The sequence below is a fragment of the Roseibium sp. R5 genome (genome assembly GCF_055755305.1).
In genome coordinates this window covers 2,949,780-2,968,861 of the sequence record NZ_CM146910.1, presented here as the reverse complement: position 1 = coordinate 2,968,861, position 19,082 = coordinate 2,949,780, and the positions used below count along the sequence as shown (strand labels likewise).

Annotated in this window: 22 protein-coding genes; 6 read left to right on the top strand and 16 right to left on the bottom strand. The window is 56.3% G+C overall.

Translation table 11 applies throughout. The features are described 5' to 3' along the window. Nucleotides 1-2 precede the first annotated feature (2 nt). Complete coding sequence (locus tag AC0J4F_RS13845; protein ID WP_473023759.1) at nt 3-491, bottom strand: YcgN family cysteine cluster protein; 489 nt, start codon at nt 489-491, stop codon at nt 3-5. A 308-nt stretch (nt 492-799) separates the two neighbouring features. Here AC0J4F_RS13845 and AC0J4F_RS13840 point away from each other — a divergent pair, with 308 nt between their 5' ends. From AC0J4F_RS13840 to AC0J4F_RS13830, 3 genes are read left to right on the top strand one after another with little or no spacing between them, the layout of a single operon-like run. Beyond that, nucleotides 800-2,899 carry a transglycosylase domain-containing protein gene (locus AC0J4F_RS13840; protein WP_473026432.1) on the top strand — a complete coding sequence of 700 codons (2,100 nt, stop codon included), beginning with the start codon at nt 800-802 and terminating at the stop codon, nt 2,897-2,899. Nucleotides 2,900-2,910: 11 nt separating this feature from the next. Beyond that, complete coding sequence (locus tag AC0J4F_RS13835) at nt 2,911-3,582, top strand: DUF1214 domain-containing protein (RefSeq protein WP_473023758.1); 672 nt, start codon at nt 2,911-2,913, stop codon at nt 3,580-3,582. Continuing rightward, nucleotides 3,579-4,139 (top strand): DUF1254 domain-containing protein, encoded by a 561-nt coding sequence (locus AC0J4F_RS13830; protein WP_420340474.1) that lies wholly within the window; start codon nt 3,579-3,581, stop codon nt 4,137-4,139. The genes AC0J4F_RS13835 and AC0J4F_RS13830 overlap by 4 nt, the downstream gene beginning before the upstream one ends. Nucleotides 4,140-4,211: 72 nt before the next feature. On the opposite strand, the gene AC0J4F_RS13825 is transcribed toward AC0J4F_RS13830, so the two are convergent. Together AC0J4F_RS13825 and AC0J4F_RS13820 are read right to left on the bottom strand one after the other, a co-directional pair. Next, nucleotides 4,212-5,081: a hypothetical protein gene (locus tag AC0J4F_RS13825; RefSeq protein WP_473023757.1), complete on the bottom strand. Its 870-nt coding sequence runs from the start codon at nt 5,079-5,081 to the stop codon at nt 4,212-4,214. Between the two features lie 62 nt (nt 5,082-5,143). Further along, entirely contained in the window at nt 5,144-5,353 is a 210-nt protein-coding gene (locus tag AC0J4F_RS13820; protein ID WP_209173946.1) for a hypothetical protein, read from the bottom strand. A gap of 278 nt (nt 5,354-5,631) precedes the next feature. Between AC0J4F_RS13820 and AC0J4F_RS13815 the strand changes: the two genes are divergently transcribed. After that, entirely contained in the window at nt 5,632-6,723 is a 1,092-nt protein-coding gene (locus tag AC0J4F_RS13815; RefSeq protein WP_473023756.1) for a DUF2336 domain-containing protein, read from the top strand. 16 nt (nt 6,724-6,739) lie between these two features. On the opposite strand, the gene AC0J4F_RS13810 is transcribed toward AC0J4F_RS13815, so the two are convergent. Genes AC0J4F_RS13810 through AC0J4F_RS13800 form a run of 3 tightly spaced genes read right to left on the bottom strand, consistent with a single transcriptional unit; the run spans nt 6,740 to nt 8,896 of the window. Beyond that, complete coding sequence (locus AC0J4F_RS13810; RefSeq protein WP_133946741.1) at nt 6,740-7,129, bottom strand: DUF1491 family protein; 390 nt, start codon at nt 7,127-7,129, stop codon at nt 6,740-6,742. A gap of 47 nt (nt 7,130-7,176) precedes the next feature. Further along, entirely contained in the window at nt 7,177-7,878 is a 702-nt protein-coding gene (locus AC0J4F_RS13805) for a peptidoglycan-binding domain-containing protein (RefSeq protein WP_306150024.1), read from the bottom strand. Nucleotides 7,879-7,933: 55 nt separating this feature from the next. After that, a complete protein-coding gene (locus tag AC0J4F_RS13800; protein ID WP_473023755.1) occupies nt 7,934-8,896 on the bottom strand; it encodes a hypothetical protein in 963 nt (320 codons plus the stop codon). Between the two features lie 486 nt (nt 8,897-9,382). On the opposite strand from AC0J4F_RS13800, the gene AC0J4F_RS13795 reads away from it, so the two are divergent. Both AC0J4F_RS13795 and AC0J4F_RS13790 read left to right on the top strand, forming a co-directional pair. Next, entirely contained in the window at nt 9,383-9,826 is a 444-nt protein-coding gene (locus AC0J4F_RS13795) for a DUF5330 domain-containing protein (protein ID WP_420340469.1), read from the top strand. 279 nt (nt 9,827-10,105) lie between these two features. Beyond that, nucleotides 10,106-10,537: a SufE family protein gene (locus AC0J4F_RS13790; protein WP_133946737.1), complete on the top strand. Its 432-nt coding sequence runs from the start codon at nt 10,106-10,108 to the stop codon at nt 10,535-10,537. A gap of 22 nt (nt 10,538-10,559) precedes the next feature. On the opposite strand, the gene AC0J4F_RS13785 is transcribed toward AC0J4F_RS13790, so the two are convergent. The 10 genes from AC0J4F_RS13785 to AC0J4F_RS13740 form a co-directional block, all read right to left on the bottom strand. Continuing rightward, the gene (locus AC0J4F_RS13785; protein WP_473023754.1) at nt 10,560-11,183 is read right to left on the bottom strand and encodes a DUF6456 domain-containing protein; all 624 of its coding nucleotides are present in this window, start codon (nt 11,181-11,183) and stop codon (nt 10,560-10,562) included. Nucleotides 11,184-11,383: 200 nt separating this feature from the next. Beyond that, a complete protein-coding gene (locus AC0J4F_RS13780) occupies nt 11,384-11,701 on the bottom strand; it encodes a helix-turn-helix domain-containing protein (RefSeq protein ID WP_422022638.1) in 318 nt (105 codons plus the stop codon). Nucleotides 11,702-12,064: 363 nt separating this feature from the next. Beyond that, nucleotides 12,065-12,481 carry a Ros/MucR family transcriptional regulator gene (locus AC0J4F_RS13775; RefSeq protein ID WP_008190661.1) on the bottom strand — a complete coding sequence of 139 codons (417 nt, stop codon included), beginning with the start codon at nt 12,479-12,481 and terminating at the stop codon, nt 12,065-12,067. A gap of 321 nt (nt 12,482-12,802) precedes the next feature. Further along, complete coding sequence (gene mnhG / locus AC0J4F_RS13770; RefSeq protein ID WP_008192167.1) at nt 12,803-13,147, bottom strand: monovalent cation/H(+) antiporter subunit G; 345 nt, start codon at nt 13,145-13,147, stop codon at nt 12,803-12,805. Beyond that, nucleotides 13,144-13,500, bottom strand: a complete 357-nt coding sequence (locus AC0J4F_RS13765; protein WP_008196590.1) for a cation:proton antiporter — start codon at nt 13,498-13,500, stop codon at nt 13,144-13,146. The genes mnhG and AC0J4F_RS13765 overlap by 4 nt, the downstream gene beginning before the upstream one ends. Continuing rightward, nucleotides 13,497-13,973: a Na+/H+ antiporter subunit E gene (locus tag AC0J4F_RS13760; RefSeq protein ID WP_040450782.1), complete on the bottom strand. Its 477-nt coding sequence runs from the start codon at nt 13,971-13,973 to the stop codon at nt 13,497-13,499. The genes AC0J4F_RS13765 and AC0J4F_RS13760 overlap by 4 nt, the downstream gene beginning before the upstream one ends. Beyond that, complete coding sequence (locus AC0J4F_RS13755; RefSeq protein ID WP_473023753.1) at nt 13,973-15,583, bottom strand: Na+/H+ antiporter subunit D; 1,611 nt, start codon at nt 15,581-15,583, stop codon at nt 13,973-13,975. Before AC0J4F_RS13755 ends, AC0J4F_RS13760 begins: the two co-directional genes overlap by 1 nt. A 6-nt stretch (nt 15,584-15,589) precedes the next feature. After that, the gene (locus AC0J4F_RS13750; protein ID WP_008192232.1) at nt 15,590-15,967 is read right to left on the bottom strand and encodes a Na+/H+ antiporter subunit C; all 378 of its coding nucleotides are present in this window, start codon (nt 15,965-15,967) and stop codon (nt 15,590-15,592) included. Beyond that, nucleotides 15,967-16,386, bottom strand: coding sequence for a Na+/H+ antiporter subunit B (locus AC0J4F_RS13745; RefSeq protein WP_040452267.1), 420 nt, complete (start codon nt 16,384-16,386; stop codon nt 15,967-15,969). Before AC0J4F_RS13745 ends, AC0J4F_RS13750 begins: the two co-directional genes overlap by 1 nt. Further along, a complete protein-coding gene (locus AC0J4F_RS13740) occupies nt 16,386-18,770 on the bottom strand; it encodes a putative monovalent cation/H+ antiporter subunit A (protein ID WP_473023752.1) in 2,385 nt (794 codons plus the stop codon). The genes AC0J4F_RS13745 and AC0J4F_RS13740 overlap by 1 nt, the downstream gene beginning before the upstream one ends. Between the last annotated feature and the right edge of the window lie 312 nt (nt 18,771-19,082).

Sequence of the window (19,082 nt, the reverse complement as noted above, 5' to 3'; positions counted from 1 at the left end):
GCTTACTCAGCCTCCGGTATTTCTCCGGGCCATGTCACGACGTGATTTTCGTACTCTTCCAGTTCCATTCCATCTTCGGACACGGTGCGGTTTTGGACGGATACACCCGCTTGGTGCACGGTTTCTGGATCGCCGGACACGAGCGGATGCCACCAGTAGAGATCTGCGCCTTCGCGCACGAGGCGGTATCCGCAAGTCGGCGGAAGCCAAGTCAGGGTTTTCACTTCAGACGGTGTGAGTTGAATGCAATCCGGAACGGTCGCAGCTCGGTTTTCGTAGTCCCTGCATCGGCAAGACGTACCATCCAGAAGCGTGCAGGCAACATCGGTCCAGACAATATCGCCCGTATCCCAGTCTTCCAGTTTGTTGAGGCAACACCGGGCACAACCGTCGCAGAGGGATTCCCATTCAGCGTTGGTCATCTCTTCGAGCGACTTTGTTTTCCAGAACGGAAGCTCACCGTCCTTATTCACCGAATTGCCAGACCCCATTGGGTTGCTCTCTCCTGCGCGCCCTTGATTTGATCCGTGCGCCTATCACGCATACGGGCGGCCAGCAACAATGATAGGTCTGAAGCGCCCCGACGATGCCAAATCAAATGAGATTTATCCCATTCCCGAAGCATTTCCGCCGTTGTCTTCAGTTTTCACTGTAGTAAAAACGGGTTACGTTGAAGAAGCTGTTGATGCGCGGAGATTCTGCAAGCTTGGCATCCGATCCAGACACAAAAGAAGGCAATGCCCAGCCGCGGCCCGGTATCGGACAACGGATCCGGCGCTTTCTGCTTTCAATCGACTCCATGGTCGATACAGGCCTCTGGCGGTCCTGGTCGATCATCCGCCGAAGCTGGGAAGCCTATGATGGTTTTTTGCGCAGATTTCGCGCAAAAGGGATCTGGCGTGGGCTCTCCGAGGTCACATCCGACGGCCTGACTTACGGAACAATCGGTTTTGTTGTGGTTCTGGCCTTCGCGCAGCCGGCCATCGAAGCAACCCGCTATGCGGACTGGAAGACGACCGACGACTTCGCCGTCACCTTCCTCGACCGCTTTGGCCAGGAAATCGGCCGGCGCGGTATCGTTTTGAACGACAGCGTCCCTTTGGAAGAAATCCCAGACTCTCTCGTGAAGGCGACACTTGCAACGGAAGACCGCCGCTTCTTCATGCATTTCGGCATCGATTTTGTCGGAACGTTCCGGGCGATGGTGGAAAACGCGCGCGCCGGCGGGGTTGTCCAGGGCGGCTCAACGCTGACCCAGCAGCTTGCCAAAAACCTGTTCCTGTCCAACGAGCGCAGTCTCAGCCGCAAGATCAAGGAAGCCTATCTCGCGCTTTGGCTAGAGGCGAACTTGTCGAAACAAGAAATCCTGAAGCTCTATCTCGACCGCGCCTACATGGGCGGCGGTGTTTTTGGGGTGACCGCAGCGGCTGAGTTCTATTTCAACAAGAACGTTCGCGAGCTGACACTGGCCGAAAGTGCCATGCTTGCCGGGCTCTACAAGGCCCCAACCAAATATGCTCCGCACATCAATTTGCCGGCTGCGCGTGCCCGGGCAAACGAAGTCCTGACCAATATGGTGCAGGCCGACCTTCTAACGGAAGGCCAGGTGATCGGCGCAAGGCGCAATCCGGCCCTTGCTGTCGACCGCTCTCAAGAGCAGTTGCCAGAATACTTCCTCGACTGGGCGCTGGATGAGGTCAAGAAACTGGCCCGGCGGAAACCGGCCATGGCCCGCGATAGGATCGTCACGGTCCGAACCACATTGGACCCCGCACTCCAACGCCAGGCTGACCAGGCGGTCGAGTCAGTCCTCAGGGAAAATGCCAAGCTCCGGGACGCCAACTCAGCTGCATTGGTGGCAATGGTTCCGGATGGCGCGGTTGTTGCGATGGTTGGCGGCCGGTCTTATGGCGAGAGCCAATTCAACAGGGCTGTCAACGCCCTGCGCCAGCCCGGTTCCTCGTTCAAGCCGTTCGTTTACATGACCGCATTCATGAACGGCTTTTCGTCGAGCTCCATTGTTCCTGACCGTCCATTTTGTCTCGGCAACTGGTGCCCGCGCAACTATACCCGCAGCTACCGGGGTGCTGTCACCTTAAAGCTGGCACTGACGAAATCCATCAACACCATTCCGATCCGGCTCGCCCAAAATTTTGGCCGCGAGAAAATCATCGAAACCGCCTACGCAATGGGCCTGACGCACGAATTGGAAAACTCTGTTTCCCTGCCGATCGGCTCATCAGAGGTCACGGTCATCGACATGGCCTCCTCCTATTCGGTCTTTGCAAATGGCGGATACAAAGCCAAGGGCTACGCGATCCTGGAAGTCACCAACAGCGACGGCGAAGTCCTCTATCAGCGGGAAGTTGATGAGCCAGAACCCCAGAGGATCTTCCCGGAAGAAAAAGTCCACGAGATGAACGACATCCTGGTCAACGTGGTCGAGGCTGGAACTGGCCGCCGGGCCCGGATTGACGGCGTCGTCGCGGCCGGAAAAACCGGTACCACAAATGCTTATCGTGACGCCTGGTTCGTTGGCTACACGGGCAACTTCACCGGTGCTGTCTGGTTTGGGAACGACGATTTCACATCCACCCGGCGCGTCACCGGTGGCAGCCTCCCTGCCATGGCATGGCAACGGTTCATGGCATATGCGCACAACGGGATTGAGCTTGTGGCCATGCCCGGCGTTGAAGCCGACACGCTGCCTCGGCTTGCCCAACCGGCCCGTCCGCTGGTCGCCGCAGCCGACGCAGTGGCCGTCCAGCCAAGGGTCCTCAGCCGACGGACACAGCGGCTTCTGCTTGATATCGGATCGAATCTGCAGGAACTCATCCAGTCCCGCGACCAGGCGGCAGTGCCCGACGATGGCGACACCGAATATGCGGCTGCGCAATGAAGCAGCAGACCATGCGACACGCTTCAGGCCATGTTGAAAGCGGCTGGCACAAGGAAGTCCTTCCGCGCGCCATTCGGCCAGAGCGGCCGCACCCGCTCAGAACCCTGGTCTTTCTCACCTCAATCATCATTCTCAGCGCACTGATCGGGGTCAGTTCGGCTTACATTCTGATCGAACGCGAAGAACCGCTTGATTCAATTTCGGTCGGTGCGTGGAAAGCGTATCCCACAGCGGGCACCCCGGAGGCCGACCCCTATTCCGTCGCTATCTACACCCGTGGCGGCTACATCCCGCTCGCTTCCGGGGAAGGCTTGTCACTGACAGCCCGCACAGACAGCAGCGGACAAGCGCTCGACCCGGCCTGCAGCTACCGCATTGCCGGGCGCACCCCGACAGCCCGGCTTTGGACCCTGACGGCAGTTGACGCACATGGCCGGCTTCAGCAAACGGTGCCGGGACGCAATCATCTCGACAGCCAAAACCTTTTGCGGCGCGGCGATGGCTCGTTTGAAATCACCGCAAGCGCGCAAGTCAAATCGGGCAACTGGCTCCCCCTTCCCACCAACCCCGCGCCGGGCAGCGGACTTCGTTTCGTCCTGCGGCTTTATGATGCCCCGGTCACCACAGGAGCAGCGCTCGACGGTGTGAGCGTTCCGGACATCGACAGGATCAGCTGCCCATGACCCTGTCGCCCCGCTTCACCCTGACTGCCGGTGCGCTGGCTGTGCTTTGCCTCGCAGCAGTCATTCATATCCTTGTTGTGCTCACCATCCCGCAGAATGTGCAGCACAGCGCTTATGATGACGCCCTGACGTACGGCCCTGACAGGCAGTTCAACCTGTTGCCGGATGTCAGACCCGGGGAAGAAGCCCTGCCAGGTCTTGATCCGGCCATGAAACATGCGATTTGCCGGTTCCAGCTATCGGCCGGCCCGGTCTTTTTCGATGCGGGAATTCCAGCATCTTTCTGGTCTATCGGGGTGTTCAATCAGGCAGGCGAGACGGTCTACAGCCTCAACAACCGCACCGCTGGCGCTGACAGGCTCTCCATGCTGCTGATCACGCCGGAACAGCTGTCCATCCTGCGCCAGAACCCGCCAGCCAACTTGGAAGACCTGATTGTCATTGAAACAGAAACGATCAGCGGAATTGCCCTTCTGCGCGCCTACGTTTCCCATCCCACACAAGCCGAAACGATCGAAAACGCCATGAGCATCGCAAGCTGCGACGTTCTCGGTTGATCTGATTGGAGCGGTCAAAAGCTAAAGTCACGGTCGACGGCGAACGGTACCGGCAATACAGGCCAAGCCGCGTTATTTTTGCGGTGGCGGGCGCTCGTTGCCCCAACCCTTGTAAATCCGTGAGCGGCGAACCGGCTCTTCAGTGCCATACCGGTTTTCAGTCTGGCATTCGGACTCGGCCAGAAGCACCTGTCCTTCCAGCTCCCGGATCGCGGTGTTGACCTTCCATTGCCGGTCACGGCTTGGCGTTTCGATCTCAAGGGCATCCAAAGCGTTTTTATAGGCCTTGATGCGGTAGCGCAGAGCCTGTCCCACCCACTTGATCATGACCCGGTTTTCCCAAACCCGGGCTTTTGCACCTTCATACATTTCTTCCGTTGTGAGCGGTTTGTTCTGAAGAACACGCAAACGCTCATCGTCGGCCTTGCGCACCCTCAAAGCAACCTCACAAAACGGCATCACCAGATCCGCATCTCCGCTGGCATCAGATGCAATCTTGTCAAATCTTGCGTCTGAGGACCGGAATTTGTCTGACCGGAGATAATGATAATAAAGATCGGGCGGGATACGACCTTCCGTCTCGGGAATGACACGGGTTCGGGCGAGTTCGGCCATGGTGCCGCCGATCCAGTCTTTCGTCCATGGCGGACGGATCAGTGTCCAGCCACGGTCCCGCAGCAGCTTCTCATCGTTTGTGTAATTGAATTTGGAGACAGGGTCTTCGCGCATGCGCGCCGCGCCTTCGCCGATCGCCGGCATGACACTGTCGTGAATGACCGACGGCCTTGCGCGGTCGAAATCACCTGTAGGCCGAACACACCCGGCCAGAAGCAACGCCAGTATGGAAACAGTTACGCCTGACCGAGCCAGAACGGAAACAGAGGCGAGGCAACACCCTTGTGTATGCACATGCCTTTTTCCAACCGCGTTCCTCGTGCCCATGGGGCGTTTCTCCAAACCGCATGCGTAATGCTTGTTGCCTGCAGCTGGAGGGGCTCGAACCGTCAGTCCTTGTCGGACCCAGCAGGTCCAGCAGCTTTTCCGATGGTCGCGATTCGTGCGGCAAGATCAAGGTCGTGGTGCTCGTAACGGACACCTGGGAAGAGGATAACTTGCCCAAACTCTTCCGGGTTCGTCGAACATTGCGGTGTTGAACGGGGGTCAACGCGCGCTGTCGGGCGAGGTGCGGAAGCGAAATCTAACAATGTGCCCATCGTCTGCTCCTTCGGTTCTGGTTCCCGCTGGAGCGATGGGCAGCGGAAACGGTCAACGGGCGACGCAATACTACCTGCAACTCAATTAAGACGGCGTTCAGGTTAACAAGATGCTAACGGTTTTGGTTCAATTTGAAGGAACGGTCGTGGACTTATCCGCCGTTAATTAGTGTTTTTAGTCAGGTGGGCTGCCCACCAGAAAACGGTTCGAACAAGCTGTGCAGACCTTCAATTCAACGATTAGAAAGCCCTCCTCTCAGCCATCGGACAGCGGGATCTTGCTCTCCGCGGTCGAGCTTTTCACAGGCAGAACCGGACACAACGCTGAAGAAACACGTGTTTTTTTGGAGCTGGCGAAAAACCTGTTACCGGCGACATCCGTTCGTGACCGGCGCCAGATCGCCAACATGCTGGTGACTTATCCGGAAGCACCGGATGCGCTCATCGACCTTCTCGCCAAAGACAAAGACGATCTTACCGCCTTCCCCATTTTGCGGCACAGCACCAAGGTTTCTGTGGACGTGCTTGTGGAGATCGCCAAAGGAGGGTCCGAAGCTGCCCGCAAGGCGCTCGCCGGACGATCCCATCTACCGCGTCCGATTCTGGCCGCACTGTGTGAGACGGCCGATGCTCAAACCATTCGGCTGCTGATCGACCGGGAAGACCTGACGCTGGACCAGCACCTGAATGAGCGCTTGAGCGAGCGAGCCGACCTGATTGCCGAACTTGGTGAAGAGCTCTCCAAACGCCAGGCGTTGAATACGGAAAATCTGATCAGTCAGTTTCTTGTCTTGCCGGCCTCCTTGCGCGCAAAGGCGATCGCAGCAGCTGAAACGATGAGCGTGATCAGGTCCGCACAGGCCCCTGCGCATCCAAGCATTCCGGCAATAGACACGGCCCGCCTCCGCCTTCATGGCGCACTTTTGAAAGCTGCACTGCTTCAAAAGCGAAACCGCTTTACCGATAGCCTTGGCCAAGGACTGGGTTTACCAAGCTCCGTCAGTGACATGTTTTTACAGGAGGGCCAGGGCGAGGCACTTGTCATTGCTCTCAAATCCCTGGGCCTCGATCGGCCAAGGACTACAACGATCCTTGTCCGGTTGCTGGGTGAGCACATGGCCGTTGAAGAAATCCGGAAGCTCTTGTTCCTGCACCGAAATCTCAGCACAGGTGCCGCAAATGTGCTGACCAGTTCTTGGACTCTTTTTGGCACCTCTGCGAATTCGGCAGAAATCGACGGCACCGGAGAAAAAACTCCGCGGCACGTAGGACAATTCGAGGACGCAAGCCGGCCGTCCAGAGATGCCCGATCTCACCGTATCAGCAGCGGAACGACAAGCGCGCAGCGTGTGCGCCGGGGGATCGGCTAATTTGGGCTAAGCGGATCTAGAGCCGGAAGAAGTCATCGGCAGGGTTTCGCGATTGCTCAGGTTCCGCGGTAGGCAATTCCACGTTTCCCGCCTCGGCCTCGATATCAACAACCCAGAAGTCCGGATCCATCCGGGCTTCGCTTTCCAACCGTTTATCAACAGCCTCTCGCGCGGCCGCCTCTAACGTCTTTTCAAACAACCGGCCGCCGTCGCCTTGTCCGGCATCATCATCGAAAAACGACTGTGGTGCTGGCGAATACAAGTCGAAGGTGCCGTCGAGCCGGTCAACAACAATCAAAATCGCACCGGCTTCCGCATTGCCCTTTCGGGTGACGGCTGCAAATCCATTTTCAGAAAAAATCCGGCGCACCAGCGCACTGACGAAAAGCTCAGACGTGACGCGCATCCAACCCTTCCTGACTGACCACATACGCTACTGAAAAGGCAAAGTGCCTATCCATCAAAGCGTTGACCGCTGACCATTTCGAGACGTTCGAGCGTTTGGGGATTGGCCTCCCCCGTGATTGGCAATCCACGATCGAGTTCAAACCGCTTCAAAGCCGCCGCTGTATTGGTGCCCATCAGTCCATCTACCGTCAACGGACCGTAGCCAAGTTCCGACAACGCATGCTGTATCTTCTTCAAACGCGGATCAGAATCGACCCCGGTTGCCGCCTCTTCCTGGGTGTTCTGCCGCTGTGTGCCGGACGTTACCGGTTTAGCTCTGGGGACTGGTGGCGCGTTGAGTGCCGCCGGATCGGTCCCATGAAGCCAGATCAAAGCGAGAAGGCTCTCGCTTGCTTCACCGGTCTCAACCCGCCCAGCTTTGCGTTCAAATGCGCGGATTGCACGTTCCGTCGCGGGACCATTGATCCCGTCCAATGGGCCTTCATAAAGACCCGCCTTCCGCAGGGAATTCTGCAGATCGAGGACGAGCGTCGAGATTTCCTGAACTGTGACACCGCCCTCCGCCTCTGCCAGAGGCTCAGGCGCGGTATCCGGCCAGTCGCGCGTTGTGTAGTAAGGCGCTGGATGGCGGCCGGGTTGCAGCCCGAGGGCATTTGCCACAATCAAACAGGCGGTCAAGCCCATGACAACAGTCCCGCCGGCAGCGACAGGATTGTCCCGGGCGACATTGCCAGCCCGGCTCATCATGGTTTCCGGTGGCTCCGGCTTTTTGTTTTGTTTTTTTCGTTTTGCCATGCCCTGCCTATGCCGACTTCGCTCGTGCTGCCTGCGCTGGGATGTTTTCAATGGATACTTCTGGCATGAACTCCGGCAATTGCTCAACGTTATCCGCGATCTCCACCGGTGCACCGCCGCCGGTTTCTGATGTCACTGGATCAATCGCCACAAGGACCGGCTGCGTTTCAGTTTGGTCACGTGCACCTGCCCGAAACGCCTGCGCCGGGATCAGTCTGACCGTCATCGCTGTAAAGTTCGGGGAGCCATTTTCTTCCATGTTTTCGTGAAACGTGCGCACCCGAAGAACCAGTTCGGAGGCAAGACCATCATGCCGGGCTTCAGAAAGCCGGGTCAGGTAAACGGGCCGGTCAGTGACATGAAGCCGCGCAAAGATCCAATCGGGGCCGCTGGAAGCAAACGCAGGCCCGAAAAGCCGGCGTGCAGGACCGCCAAGGAGACGCATGTCTCCATCCGGCTGCACTTCGCAAACGACGCCCGATACCGCCTGCCCCATCGTTTGGAAATCTTCGGTCGCACTTTTGATCAGCACCCTGGTTCGGCTCCGGTCCGAAATCAAACGACAGGCGAGCAGTCCTGCGTAAAGGATCGCGCCAAGCGTCGCGACCGGATCAAGTGCTGCAGGCAAACTGAACCCAATTGAGCCTGCGACCGGCAAGAAAATCAGACCGGCATAAACCGCTGCGCAAAACCCGGTGGTGATCGCCGCGGTACGTCTTTGACCGGCAAAAGCAGCTTCAACGCAGGGAATGAGCAACCAGATGACAGCAAAGGACTGGGCTCCGCCGGTCAATGCGCAAATCACACCTGTGAAGGCCGCAAACAGAGCCGAAGAAATGGTTATGGCGCGTTCCAGATTACCGGACCGGGACAGGTACAAGGCCAATGGCCATTGGCCCAACATCCAGGCCAGCATCAGTACCGCTGCAGAGTGCGGTGCGCCCGCCAGGGCAAGATGTAGCGGCAACACGAAAAGTGCCACCGCACCAGAAAAAAAGCAGCCAACCAGGAATGATCTGTGCAATGGCCCGGCCAAAGGATCCGAGACAGCGTCAGGGTGAATCATCCCGTCAATGCGGCTCGCCCAAGTCGTCCAGGCGTTTTGCAGATATTTCAGATGGTTACTCACAATACACTACCGATACGCGCGCGAGAATCGGGCCTCGCCAACCTGTTGGTGTTATTTTCGCCCGCACCGCTTAAGGAACGTTAAAGGATAAATCTCTTTTCGCTCAGAAATGCACTTTTCTCTTTGTTTTCAGTCCGTTGCTCGAAGTTCATTCAAATTTGAATCAAATTCTCAGAGAATTCGACTTAAATGCATGTTTTATTTTATGAAAATTGGATCCGTCAGCTCAACCGGGCGTTCTGAAGTCAGTGCTACAACGACCCCATAACGAGTGCGCCACCAACACAAACGGCGCACCTGACATGCAAAGAACTATGGGTAGCAGCAATGTTCTTTCTCTTGAGAACCGCCTTCTGGCTGACTTTGGTTTTGGTCCTTATCCCGATCGGGTCTGAGACCGAAAGCACTCCAGTAGAACCAATCAATCCGGTCTCGGCATTTATCGCCGCGCAGGCAACCATGTCTGATATTGGCGGATTTTGTGATCGCAATCCGCAGGCATGCGAAACCGGCGGAAATGCTCTGACAGCGATCGGCAGCCGCGCTCGTGACGGCGCCCGGATTGTCTATGAGTATCTGGACACACAAATCGCTGACGCTGATCCGTCCGAAACTGTGATCACCGGGTCCACAAACGTCCAGCCGACTTCTGATCAAACCAGCACCGCTGGTGCACAGACTGCCGATGGTGTGACCGAAACCACTCAGATCCAGGAATCAGACATTGGGCCAACGCCTAGGCCCAAACCCCGCTCAGGTCATAAGACCTGAGTTAAAACCGTTCCCAGATCCTGAGACCTTCAGGACCAAATGAACGGTTGATTGCGCCCCGCGAAGGCAATGCAAATCCGTTGCATTGCATCAGACGGCTTCACTTCAGCGGTTTTTCCGCTACGCCGCAGACGAACAGCTGCCCATTTCGTCTGCGGCGTTTCTTTGTTTTCACGCGCTCAACAAACATCCAAACCTAATAAAACCCCGGCGCCAGGATAGGCAGATTGGGTTCTGCGAGCTATATGGAGCTCAAAGCGACCACAAAAGACGGATGCCATGACAACGACACTCGATGACATTCTGGAAACATTCGAGTTTCTGGATGATTGGGAAGACCGCTACAAATACCTCATCGATCTGGGCAAGGAGCTTCCGCCTCTGACCGATGCCGAGCGCAGCGAAGAACATAAGGTCCGCGGCTGTGTTTCGCAGGTCTGGCTGATTACAGGGATCGAAAAAAACGCTGAAGGCGCCCCTGTGCTGAAGTTCCGCGGTGACAGCGATGCCCTCATTGTACAAGGACTTGTAGCGATCGTAACAGCAGTCTTTTCTGGCAAGACCGCTGAGGACATTTTGAAAACCGACGTTGAAGGGGTTTTCAATCAACTCGACCTGCAGGAGCATCTCACTCCACAACGTTCAAATGGCCTCAGGTCCATGGTTGGCCGGATTCGGACCGACGCAGAGGCTGCCTTGGCCGCAGCCTGAGTTCGTGTCGTCATCCGGGCGCTCACGATGCGGATGACCAGCTTCGAACGCCAGACGACCGTGACGGGGCTTGCGTACGTTCTCCATAGCGGTCTGCCAATGCAGACAACGCAATTTGCAGGATGATTTTCGCGCACCTTGCAGGCCATCCACGCTCTGCCTCGACTTTTTCAAGACCCTTCAGATGACAACACACGTCCACTAGAACACCCGCCAGAACCGGCTCCAGGCTCTCAAGAACAGTTTCCACACGCTGGCGTGCGGACAGCACATCGTCGTTCAAGTCTTTTAGGCCACTCCCTCTAGAGCTTGTGGTGACCCGCTCGGTGCGCCAGCCCTGCCCGACAGTTGGCATCATCGACGCGAAGGTAAAGTCGGCGCGCAACCGTTCCCCCGCCCGGATCTCTTCCGGCTTCAAAAGCGGCTGGCCGTTTTTCTTCTTCCGTGCAGCCAAGCGGGCAAGCGGACTTTCCGAAAGATTGACCCTGGCAGTTGTTGGCCGCTTTCCAGTTTCATTGGCGCCCTTACCGTTACAAGGCACAGATCGTATCTCGCGATGTTGATCGGCTATGTCCTCAGATCCACTCAAGGCGCGACGGAGCGCTGCACGCCCCTCCGGACTGATCCGGCAGATGCTCTGTTCCACTCTTTTCAGAACGCCGGCCGAAAGTGCCTCCTCTATCAGTCGATCGCTCCAACATGTTGATCTCGTTTTGGAGTCACGGACCAATTTCCATTGTGGCTGTCCGCTGGAACAGTCCCGGATAGCCTCCGATCCTTTGGACGACAAACAGCGCAAAAGACGAACTCGCGCGCGCCGGTCGGTACTGTTGGCTGAAAGGAATGTCATTGCGCCCCCCAGAAGCTGGCACCAAAAAGCGGATCTCGGCGCAATGTGATCAGTGCCTCAATCTCACTCACCAACTCATCAAAAAAGGGATCTTCCCTCATGATTTCTATTTTCTTGCATGCGTGGGAAGCGGTTGAACGGTCTCTGAAATAGCGGCGCCCAACCATCGCAAGAGACAAACCGAACTCAACATGCGCGAGATACATCATCAGTTGCCGCGCACCAGAAACATGCTTGGGACCGCGGTTATGGGTAAAAAAATCCATGGGCTTGATGCAGAACGCGCGGGATACATACCCCTCTGCAAGATGCAAATGGGCCTCCAGCCTGTTCTCCTCTAGCAAGCAAAGTGGTTTTGCTCGCAAAGGTCTGTAGTGGTCGTGTATTGCCCCTCCCCTATCATTGAACATATTCGCACCTCCTGTCGTGAACATTAGGAAATATTCGCCTGAACTACCGAGATAGGCTTATATTCCTACAGTCTAGACTCACAATTCAGAGGCGTGGATAAGTTCGCATACAACCTTAATACAAGATAGAAAGCTGCGACCGAGAGGCCGAGTGAACCCGCTGTCGGGCACGCTGGGACTCAAGACATCTGGTCTCGGTGGCCGGTCAGACACAAAAAAGGCCGCTCAAAAGCGGCCTTTCGATTATCCGGTTTGTATACGGATCAATTACTTCGCGCGCTTGCGCTGTTGGCCGAGGCCCATCTTCTTCGCAAGTTCAGACCGCGCGGCAGCGTAGTTCGGAGCGACCATCGGATAGTCCGGCGCCAGATCCCACTTCTCGCGATACTCTTCCGGCGTCATGTTGTAATGGGTACGCAGATGACGCTTGAGCGACTTGAACTTCTTGCCGTCTTCAAGACAGATGATGAAATCTGGCATGACGGACTTTTTCACAGGCACTGCGGGCTTAAGCGGCTCCGGCTCCGGCTCGTTTGAGGCTGCTGCTGTTTTCTGAAGCGCGCCATACACTTCGTTGATCAGGCCCGGAAGTTCTGTGGAAGCAACGGTATTGTTGCTGACATATGCTGAAACAATATCTGCAGTAAGGTCAATCAAATTGGCTTCAACCAGATTATCAGTCATCTCACACCTGTTCTCTACTGAAATTCAAAACTGCGGCTATGATTACCTGCAAGTCCAAACTCCGTAAGCAAACATAAGAATAGGGATACTTACAATGGCGAGAATCGACAAAGACTCTACTTTGCAGGCGTTGTTGACAGCCTTATATAGACCAAGGCTTGCACAGACAAGCCCCGCTCTCAAATAAAAGTCTAATGGATGCAATAAAAAACTAGGTCTCGGAAATAATGATCATTCTACGGATCATTGATCCACACCTAATCAAAAGTATTACCGCAAGGTCATGACTGCTGCGCTTCGGCAGTCACAACCGGTTTCAAATCAGTCTTTTTGCGGAAAAACCTCAGCCATGGCGTCTTCTTTCGTATCCGCGCAAGGGCGGTATCCAGCTTCATAAGCAGCCTTAGCAAGCAGATGCGCCGAAATCGGGGCAGTCAAAAGAAAGAATATGACACCGGCCAAAGCGCGTGTTGCAACAGCCAAGTCTGCTGCATAGACCGCAAGAGCGATGAGCATGAGACCTGAGCCAAGCGTTCCAGCTTTTGAAGCCGCATGCGTGCGCATGTAAACGTCTTTCAACCGAACTATGCCAATGGATGCAACCAGAGCAAACAAGGCGCCGATGACGAGCATGGTCCCGGCGAGGATCGTAACAACCGCGCTCATTGGCCTGCCTCCCGCCGCCTAATACTATCTTTGACCTCATCCATGATCGTGGCATCCCCTGCCGCACCCCGGTTCAAGATGAAGCGGGCGAAGGCAACGGTTGCCAGAAACCCGACCAGGCCAAGTGTGATTGCGATATCGATATAAAGGTAATAGCCGGTCAGAAGGCCGACCGCAGCAATGAACCCAATGCCAACCGCGACCAGCATATCAAGGGCAACCACGCGATCCGGCAAGCTTGGTCCCTTCACGATCCGGTAGACAATGATCAGGAATGAGATGCTAAGGATCCCGAGCGATGCCTTAACGGCCCAGGCGAGATACGCATCTGCAAAAGCGTCGAGAGAGCTCATCTGAACACCTCCAGGATCTTGCGTTCAAAGCCGTTCTTGATATCGTCAATCGTGGCTTGCGGATCCGGCACATCGATACAATGAACATAAAGCGTCTTGCGGTCTGCAGAGACATCCACCGACAGAGTACCTGGCGTCAGGGTGATCAGATTCGCCAGCATGGTGATTTCAAAATCACGGTCCACCGTCAATGGATAGGCAATAAAACCGGGCTGCAGCTCGATCTTCGGACGCACAACGATGGTCGCCACCCGCCAGGCGGACAATACCAACTCGTAAACGAAGGTTGCGGCCAGGTTGAACGCCTTGCCGACACGGCTGAAGTAGGCCGTGGTCCCGACCTGTTCACGGATCAGGTAGAGAGCAGCTGTTCCAAGCACGAAGCCAAGGGCCAGATTGATCTCGCTGAAACTCCCGGTCACAGCCGCCCAAGCAAGCGCCATGAGTATATTGATCAAGAATAGGCTTGTCATCACAGCCCCCCGAATACAGAGCGCAGGTAGCCGCGCGGTTCGACCAGACCAACAGCTCCGCGTGTTGAGAGTTCAAGCATCCACTCCGGCTGCAAACCGAAATAGACAATCATTGCCGTCAAAATGCCAAGCGGAAGCCAAACGGCTGGCCCCGCCAGTCCCGCAGCCCGTCCGCCAGCAACTGCGGCGGCCGCCCCCGGCCCCACACTCTCGCCGTCGGGCGTCCCTTCCGGTCCGCCTCGCCAGAACGCGTAGATCCACACACGGCCCATCGCGATGGTCGTCAAGAAGCCACTGAGCAGAATGGCGGCACCAAGCAAGGCCCTGCCATCGGCGAACGCAGCATCGACCAACAAGACCTTCGGCCAGAAACCGGAAAAGGGCGGCAGTCCCGAAACAGCGAAGGCAAGCACCAGGAAAACGGCCGCAAAGGCAACGTTCCTTTGATAGAGCCCACCCAACTGACGTAGATCGTAGGTGCCCGACATCATGTTCACGATCCCGCTGGCCATATACAACGCTGTCATCACGATGATCGAATGAACCGCATAGAAGATCGCTCCCGACAGCGCGAGGGTGGTCCCCACTGCAATGCCCGCCAGCATGGAGCCAATCCCGGCAATCACAAGATAACCGAGCAAACGCCGGAGCTCACTTTGCGCCAAGGCGCCGAAAGCGCCAGTCATAAGCGTCAGGATCGCCACCAGGGCAAAGAGGTCTGCGAGTGCTTCGCGGGATCCCGGCATGATCAGTACGAAAATCCTCAGCAGCGCATAGACACCAACCTTGGTCAGAAGCCCGGCAAACACTGCAGACACCACAATGTTTGGCGTGTGATAGGACGCGGGGAGCCAGAAATTGACAGGGAAAGCCGCCGCCTTCATTGCAAACGCCAGGAAATAAAGCACTGCGATGGTGAGAAGCGTTCCGGACGCCGGGCTGTCGAGCTCAGACATCTTGATCGCAATGTCCGCCATGTTCAGCGTGCCGAACACGCCGTAAATCATGCCGGTTCCGATCAGGAAAAAGTTCGTGCCGATGAGATTCAAAACGCCGTATTTGACGGCGCCGTCCAACTGGGGCTTTTCATTGCCGAGAACCAGCATGCCGTAGGACGAGATCAGCAATACTTCGAACCAAACATAGAGGTTGAAGATGTCCCCGGTCAAAAACGCGCCGCACACCCCGGCCATGAGCAAGACAAGAAACGGATAAAACCCGTATCTGCGCCCCGTAGCCCCAACGGTCACAATTCCATAAAGACCGGCGCAAAACGCAACAATCGAAGCAATCAGCGACAGCGTGGCACCAAGCGCATCAACGGTGAAGGCAATCCCGAACGGCGGCAGCCAGCCACCCATCACCATCGTGATAACACCTTGATCCAAAACACGGATCAAAAGCCCGAAGTTGACCAAGACGAGAAGCGCCAGGAAAAGCATCGCCAGTTTCGGCTGGGCGTCTGTGTTCTTGCGCATCATCAGGCAGACGGCACCGCCGATCAGCGAAACCAGAACCGGCGCCACGATCAACCAGTCCGCGGCCGCCACAGGCTCAAGGTTCATGGCTGCGGAATAGTCGACTTTTTCAGAAGAATAAGTGCTGGCCATGTCAGATCAGTACCCTTGCGGCGGAAGCGGATCGTTCTCAGGCTCGGCAACGCGCATTTCGTTGACGTCGTCCGTGCCAACTTCCTGGTAGGCCCGGAAGGCCAGCACAAGAAGGAACGCAAAGAAGGAAAAGGAGATCACAATAGCCGTCAGGACCAGCGCCTGCGGTAACGGATTGGCGATCACCTCCGTTGGCACCATCAACCCTTCCGGAATGACGGGCGGCACCTCACGGGTCAAACGGCCATTGACGAAAATCGACATGTTGACCGCGTTTCCGAGGATAGCGATGCCGAGCAACATTCTCACCAGCTGCTTGGAAAGCATGAGGTAGACGGAGACAGCGAAGAACAGCCCGACAAGGATAGAAAGACCGGTTTCCATCAGTCGCTCTCCCTTTCTTCCAGCGCCAACGCAATCGAACTGATCGCGCCCACCACCACCAGGTAGACGCCAATATCGAAGATCAACGGTGTCGACAACTTGATCTGGACATTGAACAGATCGATCGGCCACCACTGGCTGGTCATGAAAGGCTGATTGGTGAACAACGAGATCACGCCTGCTGCAGCTCCCATGAACAAGCCAAAGCCGGCGATGCTCATTGGATGCACCTTGATCGCGCGGCGTACAGCTGCAACGCCGCAGGCAATGCCGAAGATCGCGAGTGCAGAGGCTGCAATCAGCCCGCCGATGAAACCACCGCCTGGCTCATTGTGTCCGCGCAGAAGGACGAAGATGGAATACAGCACCATCAGAGCGGACAGATACGGCGCAATGGTTCGGAAAATGACGGTACGCATTACACGGCCTCCTTCTTTGCGCCTGTATCGGACGGATCAATGACCTCGTCCTCAGGAAGTGTCTTTTTCGTGTGCACGCGGATCAGCGCAAGGACACAAAGCCCGGCCAGGGCAACCACCGCGATTTCACCGAGCGTATCAATACCGCGGAAATCAACGAGGATGACGTTCACGATGTTCCGGCCGTAGGCAATCGAATTGCTGTACTCGGTGAAGAAGTCCGACAGCCTGCGGTCGAAGGGCTGCTGTGTAATCGCCATCAAGGTCAAGCCAAGCCCAAGGCCGACCGATACGGAGATAGCGCCGGTAACCAGTGTGGAGACACCATTGCGATGATCCCGTGGAGACAGGTTCAGGCGTGTCATCACAAGCGCCAGAATAACCACCGACAGCGTTTCAACCATCAACTGTGTGAAGGCCAGATCCGGCGCACCAAAGAGGAGGAAAATCAGGGCAACCGCAAAGCCCTGGATGCCGAGAGAGACGATGGCGGTCAGACGCGTCTTCGCGACAAGTACCGAAATCAGACCGAGCACCGCGATCAGAAAAATGCTCCACTCATAGAACGTGTAGGTGGGCATTTTCGGCATGGCTGGCCATCCGCCGCCAACATACCCCGGCACCAATACCGCGGCACCGGCGGCCAGAAAGGTCAGCGCCATATAGGTCTGCATCTTACCGCCCTGCACCACCCTGGTAATGGCTGTAGACAACGACACAATACCGGCGATTGCCTGGTCAAAGCCTTTGTCCGGTCCCCAACCGATGGCGGTCAGCGTTCCAGCTATCAAAGCTCTGAGCTTGTCGAGCTGGGTAAACAGGAAAATCCCCATGCCGATCGTAATCAGAGACAAGATCAACGGGGCGTTGATCTTGGTCGGCCAAAGATGCAGATCGATCTCGGTGAAAGATCCGATCAAGGATGACAGAGTTGGTCCGATAAACAGAACGCCTGTTGTGTGCGGGATGACCGCAAGGATGAACCCCAACACAGACAACACCACCGGACCGGCAAACAACAACACCGGCCCCTCGTGAGCGTGTTTCGGAGTGTCCACCGCTGGGCCGAAGAACGGCTTGATCGCAACGGCCGCTGCGATAACCAGCATCAATGAGTTGCCGACAACAGCCACGACAGTGATTAGGAGGCCAAAGTCCGGCCATCCCCATGTGCCGTAGTAAAGAACTTCCTTGGCGATAAAACCAATGAAGGGCGGAAGTCCTGACATCGACAGCCCTGCCAGACAGGCAGCCCCGAAGGTGATCGGCATCGCGGAGCGCAAACCACCAAGATAACGGATGTCCCGGGTGCCCGCTTCATGATCGATGGTTCCGGCAACCATGAATAGTGCGCCCTTGAACAGCGAGTGCGCCAATAGATACAGAACCGCGCCCTCAAGCGCTTTTTCATGACTTGTGCCGGTCAACATGACGAGAAGACCGAGAGACGCCACCGTTGTGTAGGCCAGCATCAATTTCAGATCGGTCTGACGCACGGCCAGAATGGTACCCACCAACAAAGTGATACCGCCAAAGAGCGGCAACACCGTCGTCCAGAGCGCGGTGTCTCCGAGAAGCGGGTGCATGCGCATAAGGAGGTAAACACCTGCCTTGACCATTGTTGCGGAGTGAAGGAACGCGGAGACGGGCGTCGGCGCTTCCATCGCATTGGGAAGCCAGAAATGAAACGGAAACTGGGCTGATTTCGTAAACGCTCCGCCGAGGACCAGCAGGAAAATCGGCACATAAAGGCCGGTGTCCTTGATGATATCGGGCGATGCCAGAAGCACCGACATCTCGATTTCACCGGTCGCAGAAATGATGACGATGAAACCGGCCAGCAAAATCAAGCCGCCACCGCCCGTCACCACCAAGGCCTGGATTGCTGCTCGTCTGGACGCCGCCCGAAGGTGGTCAAAGCCAATCAACAGGAAGGACGTGATCGACGTCAACTCCCAGAAAATAAACATGGAAATCAGGTTGTTGCCGAGCACGAGCCCCAACATAGCGCCCATGAAAAGAAACAGGAACGAAAAGAAACGGCCTTGCTGCGGATGGCCTTTCAGATAGCCACCGGCATACAGAATAATGAAGGTTCCGATCCCTGAGATCAGAAGCGCAAAAAGCGTAGACAATCCATCGACATAAATGGAGAAGTTCACACCATAGCTCGGCGCCCAAGCGACCGCTGCAACAAAGGACTGGCCCTCCGAAACAGGTGCGACAAAACCTGTGAAATGCAAAAAGATGAGCGCGGGAACCACCGCCAGCGGCCACGCCGCGTTGTGTTTGAACCACTTCGTCAAGAACGGCGCGGCCACTGCAGCCGCAAACGGCGCAAGCACAGCCAGAAGCGTGGTTTCGTCAGTAACTGCGGGCGTCATACTGATCTTTCGTTACGGTTGCCGATGGAGCATCGCGGATATGCTGAACGAATCGATGTCTTTGGGGGGCATAATAGCGGGATAGGAACTGTCAGGTGCGTAATTGGGACCCGTTTTTTGGACTTCAAGGCACAACGCGTGACCATTCAATACCTTACTCAACGCCAGGGTGCTGCCTCCCTTGACGCTGCGAGCTTCGTGCAAAAGTATTTAAAAATTGATTCCATTTGTCTTTTTGCGACATTCAGCCTCGGCCCGCCCGCTAGCCAACCAAATCAGCAGGAAGCCTCCCACTGCAAAGCAACACCAAAG